This window comes from Enterobacter cloacae complex sp. 2022EL-00981, assembly GCF_028737495.1.
Lineage (GTDB): Bacteria > Pseudomonadota > Gammaproteobacteria > Enterobacterales > Enterobacteriaceae > Enterobacter > Enterobacter cloacae.
This window is the reverse complement of record NZ_JAQZRK010000013.1, coordinates 40,417-64,408: the sequence shown is the minus strand read 5'-3', so window position 1 is coordinate 64,408 and position 23,992 is coordinate 40,417. Positions and strand designations below refer to the sequence as shown.

Below are 23,992 nucleotides of genomic sequence, written 5' to 3'. Positions count from 1 at the left end.
GATAAAAATATGAAAGACAGATATTTCTGGAGTGCAAAAGAGAACGGCTTTTATCCTGAGTCAATGAAAGAACTTTATGAGAACAGCCCTGATGGCTGGCCGGGAGACGCCGTAGAAATCAGCGAAGAACTTTATAATTCACTTCTGGAGGGGCAAGGCAGGGGAAAAGTGATTACCTCTGGCAGCGACGGTAAGCCACTACTTTCGGATCCGGTTATTGACCACATTGCGATTGCGGAAGCTGAAAAAAACCTTCTTGTGAGCGAAGCTGAAGAAATGATTTTACCTCTACAGAGGGCCGTCAAGTACGACATAGCCTCAGATGAAGAAAAGCAGCGGCTTAAAGCATGGGAAATTTATAGTGTAAAACTCAGCCGTATTGATACTTCTGCGGCACCAGAAATTGAATGGCCTGAAAAACCGACATAAATGGTCATTCCGGCATGCACTGCCAGTCTTGACCGTGCTGGCCATATGTATCGATTACGGTCATTTTTGACGGTGCTGCAGCACTGTCAGTTATGGCGGTGTGTTCCTGAAGATGAAGCGGGCAAATGCCCGCTTTAGTTTTATGGGGATGTCGTCAGAACAGGTCCGATAGCGTACTACTGGCAGAGTTGTAGGCGGACGTGGCTTTATCCTTTAGCCCTGAAAGCAGATCGCCAACGGATGAGGCCTGTAAGCGTTCGCGTAAATCTTCATCACAGCGCTGAAAACTGATCGAGAACTCTATTTTTTTCGCCTTTCCGTAACGGTCAAACTCCGTATGCGTGGCCTGTAGCCCGGTCAGCACGTACATGCCGTAAATCTGCCCCGCTCCGCTAATTAAAGGCCAGGGACGCCCGGTGTATGCCTGAGTAGCCAGGACGGTAAGAGACACGTCGCCGCCCGTAATTTCAGGGTAAAGCACCCCGTCCAGATTGATTTGCGTCTCTCCTGCGCCGATGTATTGCCATTTCGCCGATCGGTTAATACGATCGTTTTTCACATGTCGCCAGTTCAGCGAATGGCGCAACTGCTGATAAGGCAGTGTCTTCAGTTCAAAAACGAACATCCCGTATATCATCATCATAATGTTGCTTCCCCTTAATCTCTGTCTTTGAAGCTGCCACGGTTGAGCCGTTCACGGCGAGCCAGTTCGGCACTTACTTGATCGGCGACAATCCTGCCAATTTCGCGCGCGTCCTGCCGGTCAACGCCGTGCAGATGTACGTGGATTTCGCCCGTAAAGCCGCCACTGGCAACCGGGATATTGCTGGCGCTTCGGCTGACTGGCAGAAGTTCAGCCTGTTTAACGGGAAGCGATGCCGCTACCACTGCGGGACGTGCGCTTAACCCGTTGTTCCTGACCGTGCTGGCCAGCTGCGACTCTTTCCATTCCCCACGAACGGCCAGCGCACGCGGCAGGTTTTTAAACACGATATCGCCGGGGCCGATCTTCTTCGTGTTGTCGGCTGTCGTTTTGGTGTTGCTGTCGATACTCTGCAACCTGCGCATAGTGCCGTTATCGCCGGTCAGCGGTGATGTGGGTTGCGGTACTCCCGGTGGAGGGGTGTTCCCGGTATTGTTTTTACCTGTTGAGGCAGGTGACCAGTTCCAGCCCTTTTGCACCATTTTTTTCTGTTGCGGATCCCACTCCCACATAACAGGATCTTTTTTAAGGCTTTCAGCTTTCAGGCGTGCAGCTTCCAGACCAGAAGGGATAAGTTCGAGTTTTTCCAGAACCCAGCCAATGCCTTCCATGAGGGTTGTCAGCGGTAACAGCAGCAACTGAAGTGCCCCCCCCAGAACTTTACCGAAGGTTTCCCCTGCTGATGCGCATTTATCAAGGGATTCGCGGCTACTTTCTACAGGTGTTAAGAGTTTTGAAAACCAGTCCCAAACCTTGCTAACAGCATCACCAATTGCAGAGAAGACCAGCGTTAAAGTGAAAAAGGCGTCGCGGAAAGGAGCCAGCTGCTGCATAACCCCATTAAAAAAACCGGTGAAAAAAGCTTTTATCGGTTCCCAGTACCGCCAAATCAGTAGCCCGGTAGCAATAAACGCCGCTACTATCAGGCCAATCGGACTAAACAGCAGTGACAGCGCTGTACCCAGCATAGACACCGCAGCAGTGATCATGCTCCATATGGCCGGTAAGCCTGTCAGGCGAAGAGCGAGCATTCCGAGGTTTTTAGTCAGCACTCCCAGCGCGGTACCTGGTGCAAGAAATACGCCCATAAGTGCGCTACCCATAGCGGGTATGATGGCCGAAACGCCCCGCATTTTCCCTGCTAACGAGCCAAGAACTGGCACCCATCCGCGCACGCTTGCTATCGCCGGGCCGGAAGCCGTGCCTAGCGTTCTCAGAGCGGCAATCGTTCCGGCTATGCCTCTGCCCCCTGTCAGCAGGGTAAAACCTAACTGGAGTTTAGCCAGTGGACCCATCAGCAGGCCGATCGCCAGCGATGTGCCGACAATCGCGGCGGTCAGTACCAGAACGCTGCCGCCGACAATCAGCAGGGATTGTGCAAGCTTTGGATTCTCCTTCGCCCACTGCGTCATATTCCCCACAACATTACTCAGCCCCTGGGTCAGGGCGCGAAGCTGGTTATCAACGAGATCGTTAATCTGGATACGGAAGCCTTCCCATGCGCTGTCCAGATTTTTGAGATCGCCATCAAGGTTATCCGCCATTATTTTGGCGGCTTTCTGTGCCTCTCCTTTGGCATTTTTCAGTGCTTCCAGTAACTTCTGGAGTTCTCCGCTCCCTGCCGACATAACCAGAGCCTGCAATGACTTTGACGCCTCTTCACCAGCAATATCTTTGAAGAAAGAGAGCTTATCGGTGTCGCCGTATTTGCTGATTTTTTTATAGAGTTCAGTAAGAACCTCTTCAGCAGGGCGCATTTTCCCCGTTGCGTCAGCAACGTCTACGCCCAGTTCTTTAAGCGCAGTTTTTGCCCTGCCGGTTGGCGCGGCAAGGCGTGAAAACGCGGCCTGTAAACCCGTACCGGCGATACTCCCGCGCAGACCCACGTTTGCCATTACGCCGATCATGGCTGTTGTCTGCTCTACGCTGACGCCAAGACTGGAAAGGCCTGTCCCGGCGTACTTCATCGCCTCACCGATATTTTGCAGATCGGTGTTGGTTCGGGTAAATGCGCCGGTTAATACATCACTGACGCGATCCATTTCTTTGGGATCCAGGCGGAACTGAGACAGGATGTTTGAGCTGATATCGGCGCTTTCGCCTAAATCCATGCCACCGGCCAGCGCCATATTGAGTACGCCAGGCAATGCAGCCTGAATAGCCTTCGGAGTGAAACCGGCCATCGCAAGAAATGCCTGTCCGCTGGCGGCGTCAGTTGTGGTGAACTGTGTTTCAGCGCCCAGCTTTTTGGCCTGATCGCGGAGTGCGGAAAAGTCAACGGAGCTTTTATCTATGCGGGTTAGCGCCTGCACGCGGGACATTTCCCGATCAAGCCCAACAGCCGGGGATAAGAAGCGTCCCGCTGCGTAACCGGCAGCAGCTGCTCCTGCAACAGCCATCGTGCCACCACCGCGAAGTTTACCCGCTGTTTGCTGCATATGGTCATAACGCGCCCGTGCCTGCGTGACAGCGGCAAGTTGTCGCCGTTCCCGCTCAAGAGTCTGGTTGTACTGTTCGGTTCGGCGTATCGCGCTCTGAATGGTGCGATCGCTGCCGACCAGCGAAACGCCGTGGCTGCGCAGCGCCTGTGAGGCGGCGCGCAGCTTAACCATTTCCTGCGTGCGTGCAGAATTAAGGCGCTCAAGCTTTGCGGCCAGCGCTGCCATATGTGCTTTTTGCTTGTCTGTAAGCTGTGTGCCTTCACGCTGTGCCTGATTCAGCCCTTCAAGCGTCCGGCTGGCGTCGTCAATTTTGCGGGAGGTCTTTTGCACGCTGTCGCGCAGACGGTTGAACGTGCGGGACTGGCTGTCCAGATCTTTAATGCTGGATTGCGTTTTTTTGAGGGATTCTGACAAACCGCCCGCACTCTGGCGGGCGGCATTGACCGGGCGGGTAAGTTTATCGATCGCGCTGAACGCGACGCGGATATTAAGGCTTTTCACTGTCACTGGCTCCACTTCGGACAGCCGCCCGCTCACGCCAGGCTATGACTTCGCCCAGTTCCATAGTGAAGACTTCAGAGGGCGGCCAGTTGAAAACAACCGCGATATCAGCAACCAGATCGTCGATCAGGTCGAACCGCAGGAGTGTTACTGATTCTCCGTCTCCGCCTCGCTCGACGCTCCAGACCCCGCAGGTGTCAAAAAAGGGACGAGCGCTTCAGACAGGCTGACAAAATCGCGGGTATCCATTTCGTTGATTTCGGTCTGTTTGAGGCGCGGTGATGTGACGCGGGTCAGCAGTACCGCCACCGAATCCACATCCATATTCATCACGTTGACCAGCTTCAGACCGCGCAGGGAGCCAGCCTGTTTGATCTCATCCGTGATCGTTACCTGAGTAATTTTCTCATCGCCGCGAACAACGGGTTTTGCCAGAGTAATGGCGTTATCGTTTTTTTTGCTCATTGTTGAATGCTCCGGGCGGCAAGGCTGTGCCGCCACTTATCAGGTTAATCAGTTACCCATTCCCAGCGCAGACGTGATGCGGTCAGGGTAGATATTCTTGCCGTCTTTCTTGTAGATGAAGTTCAGCAGATCAAACTCAAACAGTGGCTTATCGTCGATGGTGAGTTTGTAATAAGTGTTCTTCATCGTGTAGCTGACGGAGGTGTCTTCTCCCTGCTTGCTTTCGCCGCCGTCCATTTCGGTGATGCGGCCGCGCAGTTCGACCTCAACCAGCATGCTTTCACCATCGGTGTAATACTCCCCGGCGAAGCGGAAACGGGTTTCGTCGATATCGCCGCAGTAGTTCAGCAGTAACGACTGAACCAGACCGCCAACCACCATCGTGGTGTCCAGCGCGCCACTGTCCAGACCGAGATCCACCGCAGCGGAGCCAATCATCCCGCCCCCCTGAAAATCTTCAGTTTTACGGGTCAGTTTTGGCAGCGTCACGGAAGAGACTTTGCCGATGCAGTTGCTGCCGTTCACAAAGCAGGTGAACAGGCGTAGTTTGTGAGGAACCGCCATTTATGCACCTCCCAGGGAAGAAAACGCCGATTCGAAATACTCGTCCGTGAAGGTCTGGTAGAGCGTCAGATCTTCCATTGGCGGAACCGGTGTATATTTATAGCGAATGCGTACCTGACCCTGACGGAGACCGGTTGTCGGGTTATCCAGGATATCAAACCAGCATTCAGCACCAATTAGCCGCCCCTGCGTCACCAGCGAATTGAGTTTGCCGCTGATGCCGCTGACCACGTCCTTGACGTTGGCCGGGGTTAGCGGTTCGTCCACTGATTCAAATTGCGCCTCAGCGATACTGTCAGCCAGAATCTGTGCCGTACGGGTGTAAACCTCAAAAATATAATCTTTGGTGTCCGTAACGCGGTTGCCCCAGAACCGGAAACCGTTACGCTTGATGAGCGTCGTGATCTCCTTGTTGTTCAGTTCGTTCGCGTCGCTGTCTTCGGCCTGAAGCGACCAGAAAACATCCTGTGAAATACCCAGCACGTTCTTGACCGCCACGTTGGAAAGCGATTTATGCCAGCCCTGATTGTTGTCAATCAGCGCGCGGAGCCCGCAGGCATAGGCCGGGGCCGGGAAGATTTCATTTTCTCCGGTCTGCGGGTTGTATGCGATGAAGTCAGGCCAGATAAGCATTAGCTCACGATAAGCGAAGGTTGCGCGGTAGGCGATAGCTTCTGCCATCGTCGTGCAGCCGTAGCAACTGGCATAAACAAACGCGCGCAGGTTCTGTGCAATGACACACAGAGCGGAGGTCACTTCTTCCGTGTCGTAGTCTGGTGCGGCCAGAATGCGCGGACGATAGCCTACCCTCTGTTCAGCAGTCAGAAATGCATACATGCCGGTATAGCTGCCGTCTTCTGCCGTGCCACCCATGATGAGCTGCGACTGCGTTTTACCGCCTTCTTCTTCGGTAGCTGCTGCCACCCGCACAACGAGGACCTTCGGGCTGGTCTGGTCAGCGATGGCTTTAAGCGTTTTGTACAGGGAGCCAGTTTTACCCGCCTTACCCAGTACATTGTTAACCCGCGTCAGTAAAACGGGGGTATTCAGGGGAAAGGTATCCGCGTCGGCATCATCCGCCACGGCAACGACCCCAATGACACTTGATTCAATGTCATTGATGGCCGTTACCAGGTCGGTATTCTCCCGGACGCGTACACCGTGGAAACGTGTCTCTGACATGTTAGCCACCATTACGTTATTGAGTTCGCAGTGATAATCCCTCATGTCTGAACACCACTCACGCTATTGTGGGTCTGGCCGGACGGCGACAACAAAAACCGATTTAGTCTCTCCCGCGCGCGTGGGATCCTTCGCCGAAAGAAGGGGGAAAGCGTGGCACTTACTGACCTGACAAAATCACTTAACGACGCCATCAGCAGTTATAACGATTCACTTACCGAGGCGGTAAAAAGTCCGGGATTCAGCATAACGATGGGCGGTAAGGTACGGACGCAGCTTGATGATCGGATCATGTCGCTGTCACTGACGGACAACAGGGGATTCGATGCCGATCAGCTGTCCATTTCTATTGATGACAGTGACGGTATGGTTGCTCTGCCTCCGCGTGGCGCTGAGCTTGCGGTATCAATTGGCTGGCTGGGTGAGTCGCTGATTTACAAGGGACTGTACACGGTTGATGAGGTATCCCATGAAGGGCCGGGTGATATCATTGGTATTACTGCCCGCAGCGCTGATTTTCGTGAAGAGTTCAACGTAAAGCGCGAAGTCTCATGGCATGGCGTGACCGTCGAGCGCGTCGTGTCGGCCATAGCGCACCGTTACGGACTAAAGGCACAAATCAGTGAAATGCTCATGGATATTGAGATTGATCACGCCGACCAGACGCAGGAAAGCGATATGTCTTTCCTTACCCGCATGGCGGAAATGCTGGGTGCAATTGCCACCGTAAAGAACGGCAGTCTGCTGTTTATCCTGCCGGGTGGCGGTGTAACCGCTGACGGGAAGGCAATACCCTCTGCCAGCATTGACCGCACGAGTGGCGACCGTCACCGCTTTCGTATTGCCGATCGGGATGCGTATACCGGCGTCAGGGCTTACTGGCTGGATCTCAATTTCGGCAAAAAGAAAAAGGTCAGCGTAAAGCGCCGTAAGCCAGCAAAGCCCAAAAAAGAGAAGAGCAGCAGCCGTGAGGGCGATTACATGGAGGGCGCAGACGGTAACGTCTATGTACTGCGCAAAACTTACCAGAATGAAGAAGCGGCGAAACGTGCGGCAGCGGCAAAGTGGCAACAGCTTCAGCGTGGTGCGGCAGAGTTTTCGATCACCCTGGCGCGTGGCCGCGCTGAGTTATACCCCGAAATGCACGTCACGGTTAGCGGTTTTAAGGATGAAATAGACAATCAGGACTGGATCATTGCGCGTGCTGAGCACGTCATTGACGACAACGGCTTTACCACCCGGTTAGAACTGGAAGCGAAAATACCTGACTGGATAGCGGAAACTGAATAAAATGAAATGGAGTTCAACTCCCACAGGGGAGCCATCATTATGTTCAGATGTCCATTCTGCGGCGCTATGGCCCGCACCCGTACCAGCCGCAAAATAACCGATATGACAATCCGGCAATATCACCAGTGTCAGAATCTGGAATGTAGCCGATCATTCACCACGCTTAACAGCGTAGAAAGGGAGGTAACAAGGCGTGCAGGTACTGCGCCGTTACCGCCAGATTTCATCCCCCGCGATGCCTTTCCCGCCTCGCACTATGGAAATAATCAACTTAGCCTGATTATTTAAACAAAAGCCCCGTTTGTGTAACGGGGCTTTTCACTTGTCAATGCGTCCAAATCCGATAAAATCCCAATGATTTGTAACAAAAAGATAAGATTTTCATTTAAGGAGATTTGTTTATGGCATTGGTTAGCTGTCCAGAGTGTCTTAAGGATGTAAGTGATACAGCATTACGCTGCCCGTCATGTGGGAAGCAACTTAAAAAGCCACGGCGTTCACTTTTTGGAAAAGTCATCAAGTGGGCTTTTATACTGTTCAACTTATTTATGATCTACTGCCTCTTCGCAGGATTAGGTGGTAGTGGTGAAGTAATAAATCACGCAACTTCCGATGCAGAAAGAGCTGGGGCTGCAATTGGTACCGGTCTAGGTTTAATGGCAATCGCTAGTGTCTGGGTTATAGGCGACATAATCATCGGTATCCTTGTATTCCTCACAAGACCAAAGGGATGATTAAATGAAAAAGCTGTTTTTAAATGCAATAGCATCATTTATGGCACTCAATGCAGCGTCTGTATACGCAGGAAGTGAACATAAAAACTTCAATGCAGTCCTTGAATGTCGGGCTATGGAAAATAATGCTGAACGACTTTCTTGTTACGACAAATCAATACCGCCATCACGAACACAAAATGCTGATAAATTCGAGAGTAGAGATCAATGCCCTGAGGAGAAAGATAACGATAAACGACTATCTTGTTACGATCGCTTCTTCTCACCAACGTTTAAAGCTACAACAAGCACGATAAACACGTCAGCAAAAACTGATTATCAGCAACCTGGCCGAGCTAAGTTGTTAGAGTGCCAAAGTGAAATTAATGGCACTAAAAGGCTGGCATGTTTCGACAAGTTATTCCCGCAAACTACATCCGCAGAAACTGAAGCTGTAGAAAATTCTGTTTCTAACCCTGGCAAGTGGCAAACATCAATTAGCACCTCGCCGGTAGACGACTCAAAAAACATAATCCTCTCACTTAACAGTAATGATTACATTCGAACACCTTTTGGAGAAAGTGTGATTCCAACAATGTATGTAGCCTGCCGCGAAAAGAAAACGGAGGTATTCATTAACTGGGATGTGTACTTGGGCCTTGAGCAAACGAGCATGCTCTACCGCTTGGATAAGCAGAAAGCAGTTGAAAAAGAATGGTCTATCTCAACTGATACCAAAGCGGTTTTTTACAAGGGTAGTGACATTGATTTCATTAAATCTCTAGCCAAAGCAGACAAAATGTTCACCAGAATCACCCCATACAATGAAGCCCCTGTGAGTGCAACCTTCGATCTCAAGGGCCTTTCAGATGCAATGAAACCGCTTCAAAAAGCTTGTGGTTGGAAGTAAACGAAGTTTATGTCATTAAACAGAGCTATCTTCAGACGATGAAGAGTAACTTGTTATGAAAAAAGCCCCGCTCAATAAGCGGGGCTTTGTCATTGTAATGTGGACACTTTTGTCGAAGTGTGGACGCTATGTGGACGCTGATTTTAAAAATCCCTTTCAATCAGCAATTTAAATTCTTGACCTTCCCCTTGATGGAAGGTTTAACCTTCATAACAGTTAGCGAAAAGCGTTACTCCGGTCAACAACTGACCAGTTCATTATACGGGAGTTTTGTTATGTCTCACACAATTGACCTGACACTGGACGGCCTCTCCTGCGGCCACTGTGTCAAACGCGTTAAAGAAAGTCTGGAACAGCGTCCTGATGTCGAAAGCGCTGACGTCACTATCGATCACGCTGCCGTCACCGGCAGCGCCAGTGCGCAAGCGCTGATTGATACCATCAAACAGGCAGGTTATGGGGCGGAGCTGAGCCACCCAAAGGCTAAACCGCTGGCAGAGTCATCATCCCCGTCGGAAGCACTGACAGCGGCCACTCCTGAGCTTCCGGCAGCTGATGATATCGATGACAGCCAACAGCTGCTGATCAACGGCATGAGCTGCGCCAGCTGCGTCTCCCGGGTGCAAAATGCCTTGCAGGCGGTACCCGGAGTCGCGCAGGCACGGGTCAATCTTGCGGAGCGTACTGCGCTGGTGATGGGCAGTGCCTCCGCCGCAGAATTAGTGCAGGCCGTTGAAAAAGCGGGCTATGGCGCAGAGGCCATCGAAGATGATGCCAAACGCCGTGAACGCCAGCAGGAAACGGCTATCGCCACCATGAAACGCTTCCGCTGGCAGGCCATTGTTGCGCTGCTGGTCGGGATCCCAGTAATGGTGTGGGGCATGATCGGTGACAACATGATGGTCACCGACGACAACCGCACGCTGTGGCTGGTCATTGGTATCATTACGCTTGGTGTAATGGTATTTGCAGGCGGGCATTTCTATTCCAGCGCCTGGAAGAGCCTGAAAAACCGCACCGCAACCATGGATACGCTGGTAGCCCTTGGCACCGGTGCGGCATGGCTCTACTCCATGAGCGTGAACGTCTGGCCACAGTGGTTCCCGATGGAAGCCCGCCATCTCTACTATGAAGCGAGCGCGATGATCATCGGCCTGATTAACCTGGGCCATATGCTGGAAGCCCGCGCCCGTCAGCGCTCCTCAAAAGCGCTGGAGCGGCTGCTGGATTTAACCCCCCCGACCGCCCGCGTGGTCACTGACGACGGAGAAAAAAGCGTTCCGCTGGCCGAGGTTCAGCCCGGTATGACGCTGCGTCTGACCACCGGTGACCGCGTTCCCGTGGACGGAGACATCACGCAGGGTGAAGCCTGGTTTGACGAAGCGATGCTCACCGGGGAACCCATTCCGCAGCAGAAATCACAGGGTGATGGCGTACATGCCGGTACGGTGGTGCAGGACGGCAGCGTGCTGTTCACCGCCAGTGCGGTGGGAAGCCACACCACGCTGTCCCGTATTATCCGCATGGTGCGCCAGGCACAGAGCACTAAGCCTGAAATAGGTCAGCTGGCCGATAAAATCTCCGCCATTTTTGTACCGGTGGTGGTGGGCATCGCGCTGCTGAGCGCGGCTATCTGGTATTTCTTCGGCCCGGCGCCGCAAATTGTCTATACCCTGGTGATCGCCACCACGGTACTGATTATCGCCTGTCCTTGCGCGCTCGGCCTTGCGACGCCGATGTCGATTATCTCCGGCGTGGGTCGTGCCGCCGAGTTTGGCGTGCTGGTGCGTGATGCCGACGCCCTGCAACGCGCCAGCACTCTCGACACGCTGGTCTTTGATAAAACCGGTACCCTGACCGAAGGTAAACCGCAGGTTGTATCCGTGCATACCTCAGGCTTCGCGGAGGCTGACGCACTGCGTCTCGCCGCGGCCCTGGAACAAGGCTCCAGCCACCCGCTGGCGCGTGCCATCATTGAGAAAGCCGGTGAGGCCAGCCTGCCGCAGGTGAACAACTTCCGCACCCTGCGCGGATTAGGCGTCAGCGGTGAGGCCGAAGGGCACACACTGCTGCTGGGTAACCAGGCCCTGATGAATGAAAACGGCATAGCGACTTCAGCGCTGAAAAGTGAACTGAATGCCCAGGCCTCACAGGGCGCAACCCCTGTGCTGCTGGCGGTGGACGGTCATATAGCGGCACTGCTGGCCGTGCGCGATCCGTTACGTCAGGACAGTGTGGATGCCTTACAACGACTGCACCGCGCGGGCTACCGCCTGGTGATGTTAACCGGGGATAACCCAACCACGGCCAACGCCATCGCCAGAGAGGCGGGGATCGATGAAGTCATTGCCGGTGTCCTGCCGGACGGCAAAGCGGACGCCATTAAAACGCTGCAACAACAGGGGCGCCAGGTCGCGATGGTTGGCGACGGTATTAACGATGCGCCGGCGCTGGCACAGGCAGAGGTGGGGATTGCCATGGGAAGCGGGAGCGACGTTGCCATTGAGACGGCAGCCATCACACTGATGCGACACAGCCTGATGGGTGTTGCCGATGCGCTGGCGATTTCGAAAGCCACGTTGCGCAACATGAAGCAGAACCTGCTGGGTGCGTTTATCTATAACTCGCTCGGTATCCCGATTGCTGCCGGCATTCTGTGGCCCCTGACCGGTACGCTGCTTAACCCGGTGGTCGCAGGTGCAGCGATGGCGCTCTCCTCCATTACCGTGGTGAGCAACGCCAACCGTCTGCTGCGCTTTAAACCGAAAGCGTAATACGTTGTAGGCTGGGGAAGCGCAGCGCCACCCGGCTTTTTTGCCTGATGGCGCTGCGCTTATCAGGCCTACGAAACGTGCCGACGTTCACCTGTTGCGCCGCCCTGCCCCACGCGTTAGCATGAACCTTTCCGTTTATGGAGCGCGTATGAGTCTGTTTCGCCGTATAAAAACATCGTTTCGCGCCCTCTTCCCCCGCCGTTATACCTGGCCCGGAATGGATATCTCGCTCCCCGGCGGTCAGCATCTGCACCTGGTGGGCAGCATACATATGGGCACGCAGGATATGTCTCCGCTGCCCTCTGGTCTGTTATCCCTCCTGAAGCAGGCCGATGCGCTGGTGGTTGAGGCGGATATTTCAGGCCACGAGTCTCCCTTTGCCGGGCTGGAGAGCGATTTGACCCTGGCCGACCGTCTGGACGAGGCTCAGCTCGCCGAACTGACGCGCGTGGCGGATGAAACCGGCGTATCGCTCTCCATGCTGGACACCCTGCCGCTCTGGCAGATTGCCATGATATTGCAGGCGACGCAGGCGCAGCGTCTGGGGCTGCGCGGTGATTACGGTATTGATTACCAGCTGCTGAATGCGGCCCGGGCACGCCGTCTGCCGATCATTGAGCTGGAAGGTACCGACAGTCAGATTGCCCTCCTTCGCCAGTTGCCTGATGATGGTCTCATCCTGCTTGATGATACGCTGACGCACTGGCATACCAACGCCCGTCTGCTGCAAACCATGATTGGCTGGTGGCTCGATGCCCCGCCTGCTGAGGGGAAATTAACGCTGCCGTCAACGTTCAGTGAATCGCTGTACGATGTGCTGATGAACGCACGCAATGCGGCATGGCGACAGACGCTGCATGCGTTACCTGCCGGGCATTACGTGGTCGCGGTGGGGGCATTACATTTGTACGGAGAAGGGAATTTGCCGTCGCTGCTGAAATAAAAAAATGGCCAATATTTCTATTGGCCCGTCAAAGAGGAATTTCATCGTTTTTATTATGCCGAAGGAGACCTTCGGTTGAGCCGATTGTCGCTCAAAGTGACCATCACTGCCAATACTATTGCGCAAGATGGTGCTATTTTTTAGACAAACGTCAGGCGTATGCTGTCAGCATGAATTGTCTGTCGTAAGAAGGATAGCTATGACTCCCGCCGTTAAATTACTCGAAAAAAACAAAATTTCTTTCCGGATCCACACTTACGATCACGATCCGAACGAAACCAATTTTGGTGATGAAGTGGTGCGCAAACTGGGGCTGAACGCCGACCAGGTCTATAAAACGCTGCTGGTGGCCGTGAATGGCGATATGAAGCATCTCGCCGTCGCGGTCACGCCCGTGGCTGGACAACTGGACCTGAAGAAAGTGGCCAAAGCGCTGGGAGCGAAAAAGGTAGATATGGCAGACCCAATGGTTGCGCAACGCACCACGGGTTATCTGGTGGGCGGGATCAGCCCGCTCGGGCAGAAAAAACGCCTGCCAACGCTGATTGACGCCCCTTCTCAGGAATTTGAAACCATCTATATTTCCGGCGGCAAGCGCGGGCTGGATATCGAACTGGCCGCAGGCGATCTGGCCAAAATGCTGGATGCGAAGTTTGCGGATATTGCGCGCAGGGATTAAAAGAAAAAGCCGGGTGGCGGCTGCGAGGTAAAAGCAAAACGGTAACAGACGTTACCGTTTTTTGTGTTCGCGCCCTCTCCCGGTGGGAGAGGGTTGGGGTGAGGGCATCAGGCCGCACAACGTTACTGCCAGCTCACCTCGCCTTTCGGCTCATACGCATTCACGTCGATCGGTGAATTCTGCTCGATAAACTGCTTCAGAACCTCGGCATCAATAAAGCCGGTATTCACATAGCCCGGTTTGTTATCGATGTGCGGATAACCGTCGCCGCCGGTGGCGTTAAAGCTTAAGGTTGCCAGACGGTAGGTTTTCGCGGGATCAACCGGCTCACCCTTGATTTTGAGATCGTTGAGCTTGCCGTCTTTGGCCACAAAGCTGACGTTAGCGAACTGCGGATAGGCGCCGGAGTCCGGCTTCATCTGCGCCACGGCGGTAAGATACTCAATCACCTCTTTTCCGCTCATATCGGCATAAACCACCACGTTGCCAAACGGCTGCACCTTCAGCACATCTTTATAGGTGATATTCCCGCCTTCGATGGAATCACGGATCCCGCCGCCGCTCATCACACCAAAATCAGCACCGGTGCGCGCGATTTGTGCCGCCAGCACCAGGTGACCCATATTGGTCTGTACGAAACGGACTTTGCTGCGGTCCCCTTCCAGACGCCCGTTCAGCGTACCGATTTTCACGTCCAGCTGCGCTTTGCCTTTATTCTGGAACGGGGTTAACAGGGAGAGCATCTGTGGGTTCTCGGGGATCTCCGGGGTGTAGAGCACGCGCTCACTTTTCCCGTCCGGGTAGGTCACTTTTTTCTTCAGGTTGACCGGGATGAGCTGATAATGCACCAGTTTCATCTCGCCGTTACGGAACTCAAAGTCGGCACGGCCAACGTATTTACCCCACTCGTGCGCCTGCACAATCCAGATCCCGTTCTGACGGTCTGGTGCACACGGCGTGCCCGGAACATAATCCACCTGTTTTTTATTCTCTGACGCCATGCACACCGGATCTTGTGAGTGACCACCCACAATCATCGCCAGTGAGCCCGCAGGGAGGCTGCGCGCCATTTCAACGTCGCCCGGCGCGTTAGAACCATGCTCACCGTTGTCGTAATGGCCCATATGGGTGGTGGCGATGATCACGTCCGGCTTTTCGTTTTGCTGCAACTCCTGAATCACCAGCTTCGCTTCGTCTGCCGGTTTACGGAATTCGATATCGGTAAAGAACTCCGGGTTGCCAATTTTTGCCGTATCGTTCGTGGTGAGGCCAATCACCGCGATTTTCAGATCCTGACGCTTAAACAGCGCCCACGGTTTAAACAGGCGTTCACCGGTACTTTTCTGATAGATATTGGCGGAGAGGAACGGGAATTTGGACCATTTTTCCTGCTGGCGCAGCACGCTCAGCGGGTTATCAAACTCATGGTTTCCGACGGCCATTGCATCGTAACCGATTAAATTCATGCCACGAAAATCAGGCTCAGCATCCTGTAAATCGGACTCCGGCACGCCGGTATTGATATCGCCCCCCGATAACAGCAGCACGCTGCCCCCTTCGGCGGCAACCTCTTTACGAATGCCATCCACCAGCGTTTTTTGCGCGGAGAGACCATATTCGCCGTACTCGCTGCGCCAGAAATGGCCGTGGTGATCGTTGGTATGCAGGATCGTAATTTTATACGTTTTGTCTTTTTCATACGCCTGTGCGGGCAGGCTTGCCAGACCCCAGGCGGCGAGCAGCGCCAACGCGACGCCATGCTTCATTAACTTCATCTTCTCTCTCCCTGACCAATAGACAAACGCAAAAATTACAGTGAGTAACAAGAATAGACAAATAAGTTTTCATAATTGCGACTTTCTTCAAATGTCGATGGCAGGTATGTTAGTTGGATAATAATTACCCCCTGCATTTTTCATCACTAACGACGTGGTATTTATGGCAATCAGTGAATCAACCCAGCCCGTTTCGGGCGCGCCGGCGTCGCCGCCACCCTCGCGCACCTCATTTAAAGTCTTAGGCGCTATTAGCCTCTCCCATCTGCTCAACGACATGATCCAGTCGCTGATCCTGGCGATTTATCCGCTGCTGCAATCCGAGTTTTCATTAACCTTCGTGCAGATCGGGATGATCACCCTGACCTTCCAGCTGGCCTCTTCGCTACTGCAACCGATCGTCGGTTACTGGACGGATAAATATCCGATGCCGTGGTCGCTGCCGATTGGCATGTGCTTCACCCTGAGCGGGTTGGTGCTGCTGGCTATGGCGGGCAGTTTTGAAGCGGTGCTGCTTGCCGCCGCGCTGGTGGGGACCGGCTCGTCGGTCTTCCATCCGGAGTCCTCCCGCGTGGCACGTATGGCCTCCGGCGGGCGCCACGGGCTGGCGCAATCACTCTTCCAGGTGGGCGGTAATTTTGGCAGTTCCCTCGGCCCGCTGCTGGCGGCAGTGATCATCGCCCCCTACGGCAAGGGTAACGTCGCCTGGTTTGTGCTGGCCGCCCTGCTGGCGATCGTTGTGCTCGCCCAGATCAGCCGCTGGTATGCCGCACAGCACCGTGTAAACAAAGGCAAACCAAAAGTGAAGGTTATCAATCCCCTTCCACGCAATAAGGTTATCCTGGCCGTGTCCGTGCTGCTGGTGCTGATTTTCTCGAAATATTTCTATATGGCGAGCATCAGCAGCTATTACACCTTTTACCTGATGCAAAAATTCGGATTATCGGTACAAAACGCGCAGTTCCATCTGTTTGCTTTCCTGTTTGCCGTCGCAGCAGGGACGGTGATTGGCGGGCCAGTCGGGGATAAAATTGGCCGTAAATATGTTATTTGGGGCTCTATCCTTGGCGTTGCCCCCTTTACCCTTATTTTGCCTTACGCCAGCCTTGAATGGACGGGCATTTTAACGGTGATTATTGGTTTTATTCTGGCCTCGGCGTTCTCGGCTATCCTGGTATATGCGCAGGAGTTGTTACCGGGGCGTATTGGTATGGTTTCCGGGCTCTTCTTTGGTTTCGCCTTCGGCATGGGCGGCCTTGGTGCAGCCGTGTTAGGCATGGTTGCCGACCACACCAGTATCTTCCTGGTTTATAAAATCTGCGCTTTCCTGCCACTTCTGGGGATGTTGACCATATTCCTGCCTGATAATCGTCATAAAGCGTAATTTCATGGCTGCCAAAGTGTAACTTTGGCAGCCTGATGCCCTCATGGCATAAGGCTTTCCTGTTCATCCCTTCTCTGAATTTATCAAAACCTGCCTTTTCTGAGGCATATTGCCGTTTTATTCAAACTTCAACAATTATTCATAAACACAAGGGTAAAAATTGTCATAAACTATTACTCGGTTTTTGGTTTTCACCAAAATGGAACACCCACAACGAAAGGAGACGGAATGCACCACGCCACACCGCTTATCACCACCATTGTTGGTGGACTTGTGCTCGCTTTTATTCTCGGCATGATTGCCAATAAACTGCGTATTTCCCCTCTTGTGGGCTATCTGTTAGCCGGGGTACTGGCGGGACCGTTTACGCCTGGCTTCGTTGCGGATACCAAACTGGCACCTGAACTGGCGGAACTGGGCGTGATTCTGCTGATGTTTGGCGTGGGGCTGCATTTTTCCCTGAAGGACCTGATGGCGGTAAAGTCTATCGCCATACCGGGAGCGATCGCCCAGATAGGGGTGGCGACGCTGCTGGGCATGGCGCTTTCGGCCGTACTGGGCTGGTCGTTAATGACCGGCATCGTATTTGGGCTGTGTCTCTCAACCGCCAGTACCGTGGTGCTGCTGCGCGCGCTTGAAGAGAGGCAGCTGATAGACAGCCAGCGCGGACAAATCGCAATCGGCTGGCTGATTGTTGAAGATCTGGTGATGGTGCTGACGCTGGTCCTGCTGCCTGCCGTCGCCGGAATGATGGAAAAAGACACCCTCGGCTTTGCCTCACTGGCGCTGGATATGAGCATCACCATCGGAAAAGTGGTGGCGTTTATCGCCATCATGATGCTGGTAGGCCGCCGTCTGGTGCCGTGGATCATGTCGCGCAGCGCGGCCACCGGCTCGCGTGAACTGTTCACCCTTTCCGTCCTTGCGCTGGCGCTGGGGATTGCCTTTGGCGCAGTGGAGCTCTTTGACGTCTCCTTTGCCCTTGGCGCGTTCTTCGCCGGGATGGTGCTGAACGAATCCGAACTGAGCCACCGCGCGGCGCATGACACCCTCCCCCTGCGTGATGCCTTCGCGGTGCTGTTCTTTGTCTCCGTCGGGATGCTGTTTGATCCGATGATTCTGGTTCAGCAGCCGTTGGCCGTACTGGGGACGCTGGCGATTATCATCTTTGGTAAGTCGGTCGCCGCCTTTTTCCTGGTGCGAATGTTCGGCCACTCGCCGCGTACCGCTCTTACCATCGCCGCAAGCCTGGCACAGATTGGTGAGTTCGCCTTTATTCTGGCGGGTCTGGGGATGGCGCTGAACCTGCTGCCGCAGGCCGGGCAGAACCTGGTGCTGGCGGGAGCGATCCTCTCGATTATGCTGAACCCCGTGCTGTTCGCGCTGCTGGAAAAATATCTCGATAAAACAGAAACCCTTGAAGAGCAGACGCTCGAAGAGGCCATTGAAGAAGAGAAGCAGATCCCGGTGGATATTTGCAACCACGCACTGCTGGTCGGCTTTGGCCGCGTGGGAAGCCTGCTCGGCGAGAAGCTGATGGCGCAGGGGATCCCGCTGGTGGTGATTGAAACCTCGCGTACCCGCGTCGATGAGCTTCGCGAGCGCGGTATTCGCGCAGTGCTGGGCAATGCGGCGAACGAAGAAATTATGAACCTGGCGCATCTGGACTGCGCCCGCTGGCTGCTGCTGACCATTCCAAACGGCTACGAAGCGGGTGAGATTGTGGCCACAGCACGTGAGAAATGCCCAACGATTGAGATCATTGCCCGCGCCCATTACGACGACGAGGTGGATTACATCACCGAACGGGGTGCGAATCAGGTGGTGATGGGTGAGCGCGAAATTGCGAATACGATGCTGGCGCTGCTGGCGAAGCCGCCGGTTGAAGAAGAGGTGACGGGCTAGCTTGTGCGGCCTGGTCCCCTCACCCTAACCCTCTCCCCACAGGGGTGAGGGAACTCAAACACCCTCGCCCCTGTGGGGAGAGGGCTGGGGTGAGGGGTTTTCTTTTACCTGTCCCAGTACGCCTCTTCGAGGCTGTCTTCCCTTTCCGGCAGGCCACGCGTTAAGCGCGGGGAGTGCTGGTTCAGCACCTGATAACTGACGCGGTTCGCGTATTTACACACCTGCGCCAGCGACGAATAGGTGAGCCAGCTGAACTTATGTTTGCTGGAATTCGGCACGTTGGTTTTGTGGTAGGCATTGGCGGTGATGTCATGCAGCAGCGCCGCCAGCGCACCGTCGCCCGCGCCGTTGGTGTTCATGATCTTCTCCGGCCCGCCCATGTACGGGGCGATGTGTGAGTAGATCCGCAGCGGTTTAACACAGTCTTTATAACGCATGCCACGGCTGAACTCATACTGGTTGAACTCGGCGATGGCGCCAGGCAGCAGCGGATGCTGGGTTTTGCGTTTGCTCTCTTCTTCCGTGAAGCCTGCCATATACAGCCCTACCGGTCCGGCGGTGCAGAGCACCAGATCCACCCAGTCCAGCGCTTTATCGGAGGCCAGCAGCGGATCGCTCTCGCCAGTGAGAGCCTCAGCTTCTTCTTCGTTCATCGCCAGAATCGAGACATGCTCTTTCAGGAAGGCCTGCCACCACTCCGGGTTGTCGGCAATCACAAATTTCGTTCCCAGCGTCAGGACCACCGGCACATCGTACTTTTTAGCGTACTCAATCGCCTTCATGGTGGCTTCCGGCATCGGCTCGCCCGGCTTGCAGCGCACCAGGTAGGAGGTGAGCACCAGCGCCGACGCGCCCGCAATCACCTCTTCGGGAATACTCTCGGCACGCAGCTTGTTCATGTGGCCAGGGCTGATGGCAAAGGTACGCTCGCCGGATTCACCGATCAGCGTAAAGCAGCGGCCAATGGGGCCGTCGACACCCTGCAGATAGTTAAGATCGGTACGGCTGGAGGTATTGCACAGGTAACGGTAGGCGTAGCCACCAATTTCGATGTTGCTGCACATCACGCCGAGCAGCACTGAGCGGTCGTCTGCCAAAACGGAGTAGTTGTGCATGGTATTGCCGATAGTGCCACCGGCAAACTGATGGGTGATCAGGTTGTCACGCACCAGCTCCTGATAGAGCGCCTCCGCAACGTCGTCTTCAATTACCAGCGAGTGGCCGGCGCTCAGACCGTAACGGGCGACAAACGCATCATCCACTTTCGCTTCAATGTCCACCAGCGTCTGATCAATACCGACGACCCATGCGGCGCTGGTTTCATTTTCAGGCTGGATTTGCTGCAGGAGCGGATCGCGGGCATCAACAGGGAAGTAGTGTTTGGATTTGCGTTTACCGGGAAATTTCATGGTCTGAACTGTGCATAGAATATGGGCCGGGAATGGTAGCACAAACCCGGCCCTGAGTGCGATCAGCGGCTGTTGGTCACCAGCGAGACCATCATGTCGATATGTTCCGGAGCGTCGTTAAGTGCCGGAATGTACTCGTACTTCTCACCGCCAGCCTCAAGGAAAAACTCCCGGTTTTGCACCGCGATCTCCTCCAGCGTTTCCAGGCAATCGGCCGAAAAGCCCGGGGACATTACCTGAATATGCTTCACGCCTTTCTCGCCGAGCATTTTGAGGGTTTCGTCCGTATACGGTGTCAACCACGGCTCGCGACCAAAGCGCGACTGGAAAGTCATCATCACCTTCTCCGGCGGCAGGCCGAGCGCGGACACCAGCTCACGCGTGGTATCGCGACAGCGCTGCGGATAATCATCCCCTTCGTTAGCAAAACGCTGCGGAATGCCGTGATAGGACAGCAGCAGCAGATCCGGCTCGCCGTGTTTTTCAAACGACGCGCGGGCACTGCTGGCAAGCGCTTTGATATAGAGTTCGTTATCGGCGTAGTCGCGTATAAAGGTCACGCCCGGAATGCGGCGGCGGGTCGCCAGAATGCGGGCCAGTTCGTCCCACACCGCAGCAACCGTCGAGCAGGAGTACTGCGGGTAGAGTGCCAGCACCACAATGTGCTCAACCCCCTGCGCCAGCAGCGCGTCGACCGCACTTTCCAGAGACGGTTTGCCATAGCTCATGCCGAGTGCGACAGGCATATCCGGCAGGCGGGCAGCCAGCGCTTTCTCCTGACGACGGCTGTAGACCATCAGCGGCGAGCCCTCTTCCATCCAGACAGACTGATAGAGTTTGGCGACGCGCGGTGAACGAATGGGCAGAATCACGCCACGCAGTAATGGCCACCACAGCAGTCTTGGGGTATCCACAACGCGCGTGTCGCTTAAAAATTGTCGCAGATAGCGTTTTACCGCTTCTGGCGTAGGTGCTTCTGGGGTGCCCAGATTGGCAAGCAGGATGCCGGTTTTCGCCTGACTCATTCACGCCTCTTAACCATTTGAATGGTTGTCAATTGTAGCGGAAATGCGTTTAAACGGAACCCATTGCTGTAATAGGTAAGATGAGAAATATTCTCACCCGGGGATCCGGGTGAGAGCAGTGCGATTAGCCGAGGATTTTTTCCAGCTCTGCACGAACGTCAGCCACGGCTTTGGTGCCGTCAACTTTCGCGTATTTGGTGTTACCCGCCTGCGCTTCTTTGGTGTAGTAGCCGATCAGCGGCGCAGTCATCTGATGGTATTCCACCAGGCGCTTACGCACGGTCTCTTCCTGATCGTCTTTACGGGTGGTCAGCTCTTCGCCGGTTACGTCGTCTTTACCTTCAACCTTAGGTGGGTTGAATTTAATGTGGTAAACGCGGCCAGAAGCGGCGTGCACACGGCGACCAACGATACGGTCAACGATCAGCTCGTCTGGTACGTCGAACTCCAGCACGTAGTCTACGTTGATGCCCGCTTCTTTCATGGCGTCAGCCTGAGGAATGGTGCGTGGGAAGCCGTCCAGCAGGAAACCGTTACGGCAGTCTTCCTGAGCAATGCGCTCTTTGACCAGAGCGATAACCAGCTCGTCGGTCACCAGTTTGCCAGCGTCCATGATGTCTTTCGCTTGTTTACCCAGCTCAGAGCCAGATTTAACAGCGGCGCGCAGCATATCACCGGTGGAGATTTGCGGAATACCGTATTTCTCCATGATGAACTGAGCCTGAGTTCCTTTACCCGCGCCCGGAGCGCCAAGCAGAATAATACGCATTGCGAAAATCCCCTCAAAAGTCGATTCAATTTTTCAAAAGCGCTAAACAATACCACCAGAACGGATGCGGCTCAAGGAAGGCGGGAAGGCTGAAACGGTTAATGGGGGGAGATAATTTGGGGGAGTGCGGTCTGGTGCCCTCACCCCGGCCCTCTCCCACGGGGAGAGGGAGAAGACCAGGGGAGGCGTGGTCAATTACGCCAGCAGCAGCGCATTCACACGTTTAATGAAGAGGTTAGGATCTTCCAGCGTGCCGCGCTCGGCCAGCAGAGACTGATCCAGCAGCAGTTCAACCCACTCAGCGAAGCGGGTTTCGTCCTGGGTATCCGCCGCGCGTTTCACCAGCGGGTGATCCGGGTTCAGCTCGAAGATATATTTCACTTCTGGCATCGCCTGACCCGCCGCAGCGAAAAGTTTCGCCATCTGGGTACCCATTTCGTCCGCATCGGTAGTCACAATCGCCGGCGTATCGGTCAGACGGTGGGTGAAGCGCACCTCTTTCACACGGTCGCCCAGCAGGGTTTTCACGCGCTCAACGAACGGCTCCAGCGCCTTCTCGGCTTCTTTCGCGCTTTCATCCACTTCATCCGCCAGCTTGTCGATGGATTCATCGGCTTTGGCAACAGACTGGAATGGCTTACCGTCGAACTCGGTCAGGTAGTTCATCATCCACTCGTCGATGCGGTCAGAAAGCAGCAGCACTTCGATGCCTTTCTTACGCAGCAGCTCCAGGTGCGGGCTGCTCTTCGCCGCGGCGTAGCTGTCGGCGGTGATGTAGTAGATCTTCTCCTGCCCTTCTTTCATGCGGGAAACGTACTCTTCCAGCGACACGGTCTGCGCGGAGGAGTCAGTGTGCGTAGAGGCAAAGCGCAGCAGTTTGGCGATCGCTTCTACGTTCGCGGTGTCTTCCGCCGGGCCTTCTTTCAGTACCAGGCCAAACTGCTTCCAGAAGGTCTGGTATTTTTCCGCGTCGTCTTTCGCCAGTTTTTCCAGCATCTGCAGCGTACGTTTGGTCAGCGCGTTACGCAGGTTGCGGGTCACGGTGCTGTCCTGCAGAATTTCACGGGAGACGTTCAGCGGCAGATCGTTGGAATCTATCAGGCCACGGACAAAGCGCAGGTAGTTCGGCATGAACTGCTCGGCGTCGTCCATGATGAAGACACGCTGAACGTAAAGCTTCAGACCGTGCTTGTGATCGCGGTTCCACATATCCCACGGTGCCTGCGACGGGATATACAGCAGGCTGGTGTACTCCTGCTTACCTTCCACACGGTTATGGCTCCAGGTCAGCGGATCGGTAAAGTCGTGGGCGATGTGTTTGTAGAACTCGTTGTATTCGTCGTCCTTGATTTCAGCCTTATTGCGCGTCCACAGTGCCTGCGCCTTGTTGATTTTCTCCCAGGAGACCACGGTTTCACCGTCTTTCTCTTCCTGTTTTTCAATCTCAACCGGCAGGGCAATGTGGTCGGAATATTTGCTAATGATGGAGCGCACGCGCCAGTCGTTCAGGAAATCGTCTTCGCCTTCGCGCAGGTGCAGGGTGATTTCGGTGCCGCGATCCGCTTTGGTGATGTCATCAACGGTGTATTCACCTTCACCTTTAGATTCCCAGAACACGCCGTTTTCCGCGCTGTCGCCCGCCGCACGTGTACGCACGGTCACTTTGTCCGCCACGATAAACGCCGAATAGAAGCCCACGCCGAACTGGCCGATCAGCTGGCTGTCTTTCGCCTGGTCAGAGCCCATTGATTCCAGGAACGCTTTGGTCCCGGATTTGGCGATAGTCCCGAGGTGGTCGATCACCTCGTCGCGGTTCATGCCGATGCCGTTATCGGCGATGGTCAGGGTACGGTTCTCTTTATTGAAAGAGACGCGCACGCGCAGCTCGCCGTCGCCTTCATACAGATCCGGGTTAGACAGCGCGCGGAAACGCAGCTTGTCCGCCGCATCGGAGGCGTTGGAAATCAGCTCACGCAGGAAGATTTCTTTGTTGGAATACAGGGAATGGATCATCAGGTGCAGAAGCTGTTTTACTTCTGACTGGAAACCACGGGTTTCTTGTCCTTTCATCTAAGTCGACCTCAACAATGCCATTTAATGGGGTTGTAAAACGTTGAGGGAGAGATGGGGA

The 23,992-nt window shown here is 54.6% G+C and carries 21 protein-coding genes; 10 read left to right on the top strand and 11 right to left on the bottom strand.

Translation table 11 applies throughout. The features are described 5' to 3' along the window. Positions 1-9 precede the first annotated feature (9 nt). Entirely contained in the window at positions 10-429 is a 420-nt protein-coding gene (locus PUZ33_RS13160; protein ID WP_218307564.1) for a tail fiber assembly protein, read from the top strand. Between the two features lie 154 nt (positions 430-583). Here PUZ33_RS13160 and PUZ33_RS13155 read toward each other — a convergent pair whose 3' ends face one another. From PUZ33_RS13155 to PUZ33_RS13130, 6 genes are read right to left on the bottom strand one after another with little or no spacing between them, the layout of a single operon-like run. Then, on the bottom strand, positions 584-1,072 hold the full coding sequence (locus tag PUZ33_RS13155; RefSeq protein ID WP_218307563.1) for a phage tail protein: 489 nt from the start codon (positions 1,070-1,072) through the stop codon (positions 584-586). 14 nt (positions 1,073-1,086) lie between these two features. Continuing rightward, positions 1,087-4,074, bottom strand: a complete 2,988-nt coding sequence (locus PUZ33_RS13150) for a phage tail tape measure protein (RefSeq protein WP_274205323.1) — start codon at positions 4,072-4,074, stop codon at positions 1,087-1,089. Further along, complete coding sequence (locus PUZ33_RS13145) at positions 4,061-4,216, bottom strand: GpE family phage tail protein (RefSeq protein ID WP_032424037.1); 156 nt, start codon at positions 4,214-4,216, stop codon at positions 4,061-4,063. Before PUZ33_RS13145 ends, PUZ33_RS13150 begins: the two co-directional genes overlap by 14 nt. Before the next feature lie 5 nt (positions 4,217-4,221). Further along, entirely contained in the window at positions 4,222-4,539 is a 318-nt protein-coding gene (locus tag PUZ33_RS13140; protein WP_045292898.1) for a phage tail assembly protein, read from the bottom strand. Positions 4,540-4,587: 48 nt separating this feature from the next. After that, positions 4,588-5,103 (bottom strand): phage major tail tube protein, encoded by a 516-nt coding sequence (locus tag PUZ33_RS13135; protein ID WP_181242292.1) that lies wholly within the window; start codon positions 5,101-5,103, stop codon positions 4,588-4,590. Continuing rightward, the gene (locus tag PUZ33_RS13130) at positions 5,104-6,285 is read right to left on the bottom strand and encodes a phage tail sheath family protein (RefSeq protein WP_274205322.1); all 1,182 of its coding nucleotides are present in this window, start codon (positions 6,283-6,285) and stop codon (positions 5,104-5,106) included. Positions 6,286-6,438: 153 nt separating this feature from the next. Here PUZ33_RS13130 and PUZ33_RS13125 point away from each other — a divergent pair, with 153 nt between their 5' ends. The 7 genes from PUZ33_RS13125 to ybaK all read left to right on the top strand — a co-directional run bounded on the left by PUZ33_RS13125 (position 6,439) and on the right by ybaK (position 13,594). Next, the gene (locus tag PUZ33_RS13125; RefSeq protein ID WP_274205321.1) at positions 6,439-7,575 is read left to right on the top strand and encodes a phage late control D family protein; all 1,137 of its coding nucleotides are present in this window, start codon (positions 6,439-6,441) and stop codon (positions 7,573-7,575) included. A gap of 39 nt (positions 7,576-7,614) precedes the next feature. Next, positions 7,615-7,863 carry an ogr/Delta-like zinc finger family protein gene (locus PUZ33_RS13120; RefSeq protein WP_216689633.1) on the top strand — a complete coding sequence of 83 codons (249 nt, stop codon included), beginning with the start codon at positions 7,615-7,617 and terminating at the stop codon, positions 7,861-7,863. A gap of 113 nt (positions 7,864-7,976) precedes the next feature. Beyond that, entirely contained in the window at positions 7,977-8,309 is a 333-nt protein-coding gene (locus PUZ33_RS13115) for a hypothetical protein (RefSeq protein WP_010428212.1), read from the top strand. A 4-nt stretch (positions 8,310-8,313) separates the two neighbouring features. Further along, positions 8,314-9,198 (top strand): type VI secretion system-associated protein TagO, encoded by an 885-nt coding sequence (locus PUZ33_RS13110; protein WP_057056010.1) that lies wholly within the window; start codon positions 8,314-8,316, stop codon positions 9,196-9,198. A 275-nt stretch (positions 9,199-9,473) separates the two neighbouring features. Then, complete coding sequence (gene copA, locus PUZ33_RS13105; protein ID WP_058681166.1) at positions 9,474-11,972, top strand: copper-exporting P-type ATPase CopA; 2,499 nt, start codon at positions 9,474-9,476, stop codon at positions 11,970-11,972. Positions 11,973-12,120: 148 nt separating this feature from the next. After that, the gene (locus PUZ33_RS13100; protein WP_013095905.1) at positions 12,121-12,915 is read left to right on the top strand and encodes a TraB/GumN family protein; all 795 of its coding nucleotides are present in this window, start codon (positions 12,121-12,123) and stop codon (positions 12,913-12,915) included. A 199-nt stretch (positions 12,916-13,114) separates the two neighbouring features. Beyond that, complete coding sequence (gene ybaK, locus PUZ33_RS13095; protein ID WP_010428207.1) at positions 13,115-13,594, top strand: Cys-tRNA(Pro)/Cys-tRNA(Cys) deacylase YbaK; 480 nt, start codon at positions 13,115-13,117, stop codon at positions 13,592-13,594. 122 nt (positions 13,595-13,716) lie between these two features. On the opposite strand, the gene ushA is transcribed toward ybaK, so the two are convergent. Next, entirely contained in the window at positions 13,717-15,369 is a 1,653-nt protein-coding gene (ushA, locus tag PUZ33_RS13090; protein WP_058681167.1) for a bifunctional UDP-sugar hydrolase/5'-nucleotidase UshA, read from the bottom strand. Positions 15,370-15,532: 163 nt separating this feature from the next. Between ushA and PUZ33_RS13085 the strand changes: the two genes are divergently transcribed. Together PUZ33_RS13085 and ybaL are read left to right on the top strand one after the other, a co-directional pair. Next, entirely contained in the window at positions 15,533-16,753 is a 1,221-nt protein-coding gene (locus tag PUZ33_RS13085) for an MFS transporter (RefSeq protein ID WP_013095903.1), read from the top strand. 228 nt (positions 16,754-16,981) lie between these two features. Continuing rightward, complete coding sequence (gene ybaL / locus PUZ33_RS13080) at positions 16,982-18,658, top strand: YbaL family putative K(+) efflux transporter (protein ID WP_040021505.1); 1,677 nt, start codon at positions 16,982-16,984, stop codon at positions 18,656-18,658. 104 nt (positions 18,659-18,762) lie between these two features. On the opposite strand, the gene PUZ33_RS13075 is transcribed toward ybaL, so the two are convergent. The 4 genes from PUZ33_RS13075 to htpG all read right to left on the bottom strand — a co-directional run bounded on the left by PUZ33_RS13075 (position 18,763) and on the right by htpG (position 23,931). After that, positions 18,763-20,067: an inosine/guanosine kinase gene (locus PUZ33_RS13075; protein WP_058681168.1), complete on the bottom strand. Its 1,305-nt coding sequence runs from the start codon at positions 20,065-20,067 to the stop codon at positions 18,763-18,765. A 62-nt stretch (positions 20,068-20,129) separates the two neighbouring features. After that, on the bottom strand, positions 20,130-21,092 hold the full coding sequence (gene hemH, locus PUZ33_RS13070; protein ID WP_013095900.1) for a ferrochelatase: 963 nt from the start codon (positions 21,090-21,092) through the stop codon (positions 20,130-20,132). Positions 21,093-21,216: 124 nt separating this feature from the next. Beyond that, positions 21,217-21,861 carry an adenylate kinase gene (gene adk / locus PUZ33_RS13065; RefSeq protein ID WP_006809841.1) on the bottom strand — a complete coding sequence of 215 codons (645 nt, stop codon included), beginning with the start codon at positions 21,859-21,861 and terminating at the stop codon, positions 21,217-21,219. Positions 21,862-22,056: 195 nt separating this feature from the next. Next, complete coding sequence (htpG, locus tag PUZ33_RS13060; protein WP_023620089.1) at positions 22,057-23,931, bottom strand: molecular chaperone HtpG; 1,875 nt, start codon at positions 23,929-23,931, stop codon at positions 22,057-22,059. Positions 23,932-23,992 lie beyond the last annotated feature (61 nt).

Coding starts and splice junctions, on each gene's coding strand:
- PUZ33_RS13160 (WP_218307564.1), top strand. CDS start 10: ATGAAAGACAGATATTTCTGGAGTGCAAAAGAGAACGGCTTTTATCCT.
- PUZ33_RS13155 (WP_218307563.1), bottom strand. CDS start 1,072: ATGATGATGATATACGGGATGTTCGTTTTTGAACTGAAGACACTGCCT.
- PUZ33_RS13140 (WP_045292898.1), bottom strand. CDS start 4,539: ATGAGCAAAAAAAACGATAACGCCATTACTCTGGCAAAACCCGTTGTT.
- PUZ33_RS13135 (WP_181242292.1), bottom strand. CDS start 5,103: ATGGCGGTTCCTCACAAACTACGCCTGTTCACCTGCTTTGTGAACGGC.
- PUZ33_RS13130 (WP_274205322.1), bottom strand. CDS start 6,285: ATGTCAGAGACACGTTTCCACGGTGTACGCGTCCGGGAGAATACCGAC.
- PUZ33_RS13120 (WP_216689633.1), top strand. CDS start 7,615: ATGTTCAGATGTCCATTCTGCGGCGCTATGGCCCGCACCCGTACCAGC.
- PUZ33_RS13115 (WP_010428212.1), top strand. CDS start 7,977: ATGGCATTGGTTAGCTGTCCAGAGTGTCTTAAGGATGTAAGTGATACA.
- PUZ33_RS13110 (WP_057056010.1), top strand. CDS start 8,314: ATGAAAAAGCTGTTTTTAAATGCAATAGCATCATTTATGGCACTCAAT.
- copA (WP_058681166.1), top strand. CDS start 9,474: ATGTCTCACACAATTGACCTGACACTGGACGGCCTCTCCTGCGGCCAC.
- PUZ33_RS13100 (WP_013095905.1), top strand. CDS start 12,121: ATGAGTCTGTTTCGCCGTATAAAAACATCGTTTCGCGCCCTCTTCCCC.
- ybaK (WP_010428207.1), top strand. CDS start 13,115: ATGACTCCCGCCGTTAAATTACTCGAAAAAAACAAAATTTCTTTCCGG.
- ushA (WP_058681167.1), bottom strand. CDS start 15,369: ATGAAGTTAATGAAGCATGGCGTCGCGTTGGCGCTGCTCGCCGCCTGG.
- PUZ33_RS13085 (WP_013095903.1), top strand. CDS start 15,533: ATGGCAATCAGTGAATCAACCCAGCCCGTTTCGGGCGCGCCGGCGTCG.
- ybaL (WP_040021505.1), top strand. CDS start 16,982: ATGCACCACGCCACACCGCTTATCACCACCATTGTTGGTGGACTTGTG.
- PUZ33_RS13075 (WP_058681168.1), bottom strand. CDS start 20,067: ATGAAATTTCCCGGTAAACGCAAATCCAAACACTACTTCCCTGTTGAT.
- hemH (WP_013095900.1), bottom strand. CDS start 21,092: ATGAGTCAGGCGAAAACCGGCATCCTGCTTGCCAATCTGGGCACCCCA.
- adk (WP_006809841.1), bottom strand. CDS start 21,861: ATGCGTATTATTCTGCTTGGCGCTCCGGGCGCGGGTAAAGGAACTCAG.
- htpG (WP_023620089.1), bottom strand. CDS start 23,931: ATGAAAGGACAAGAAACCCGTGGTTTCCAGTCAGAAGTAAAACAGCTT.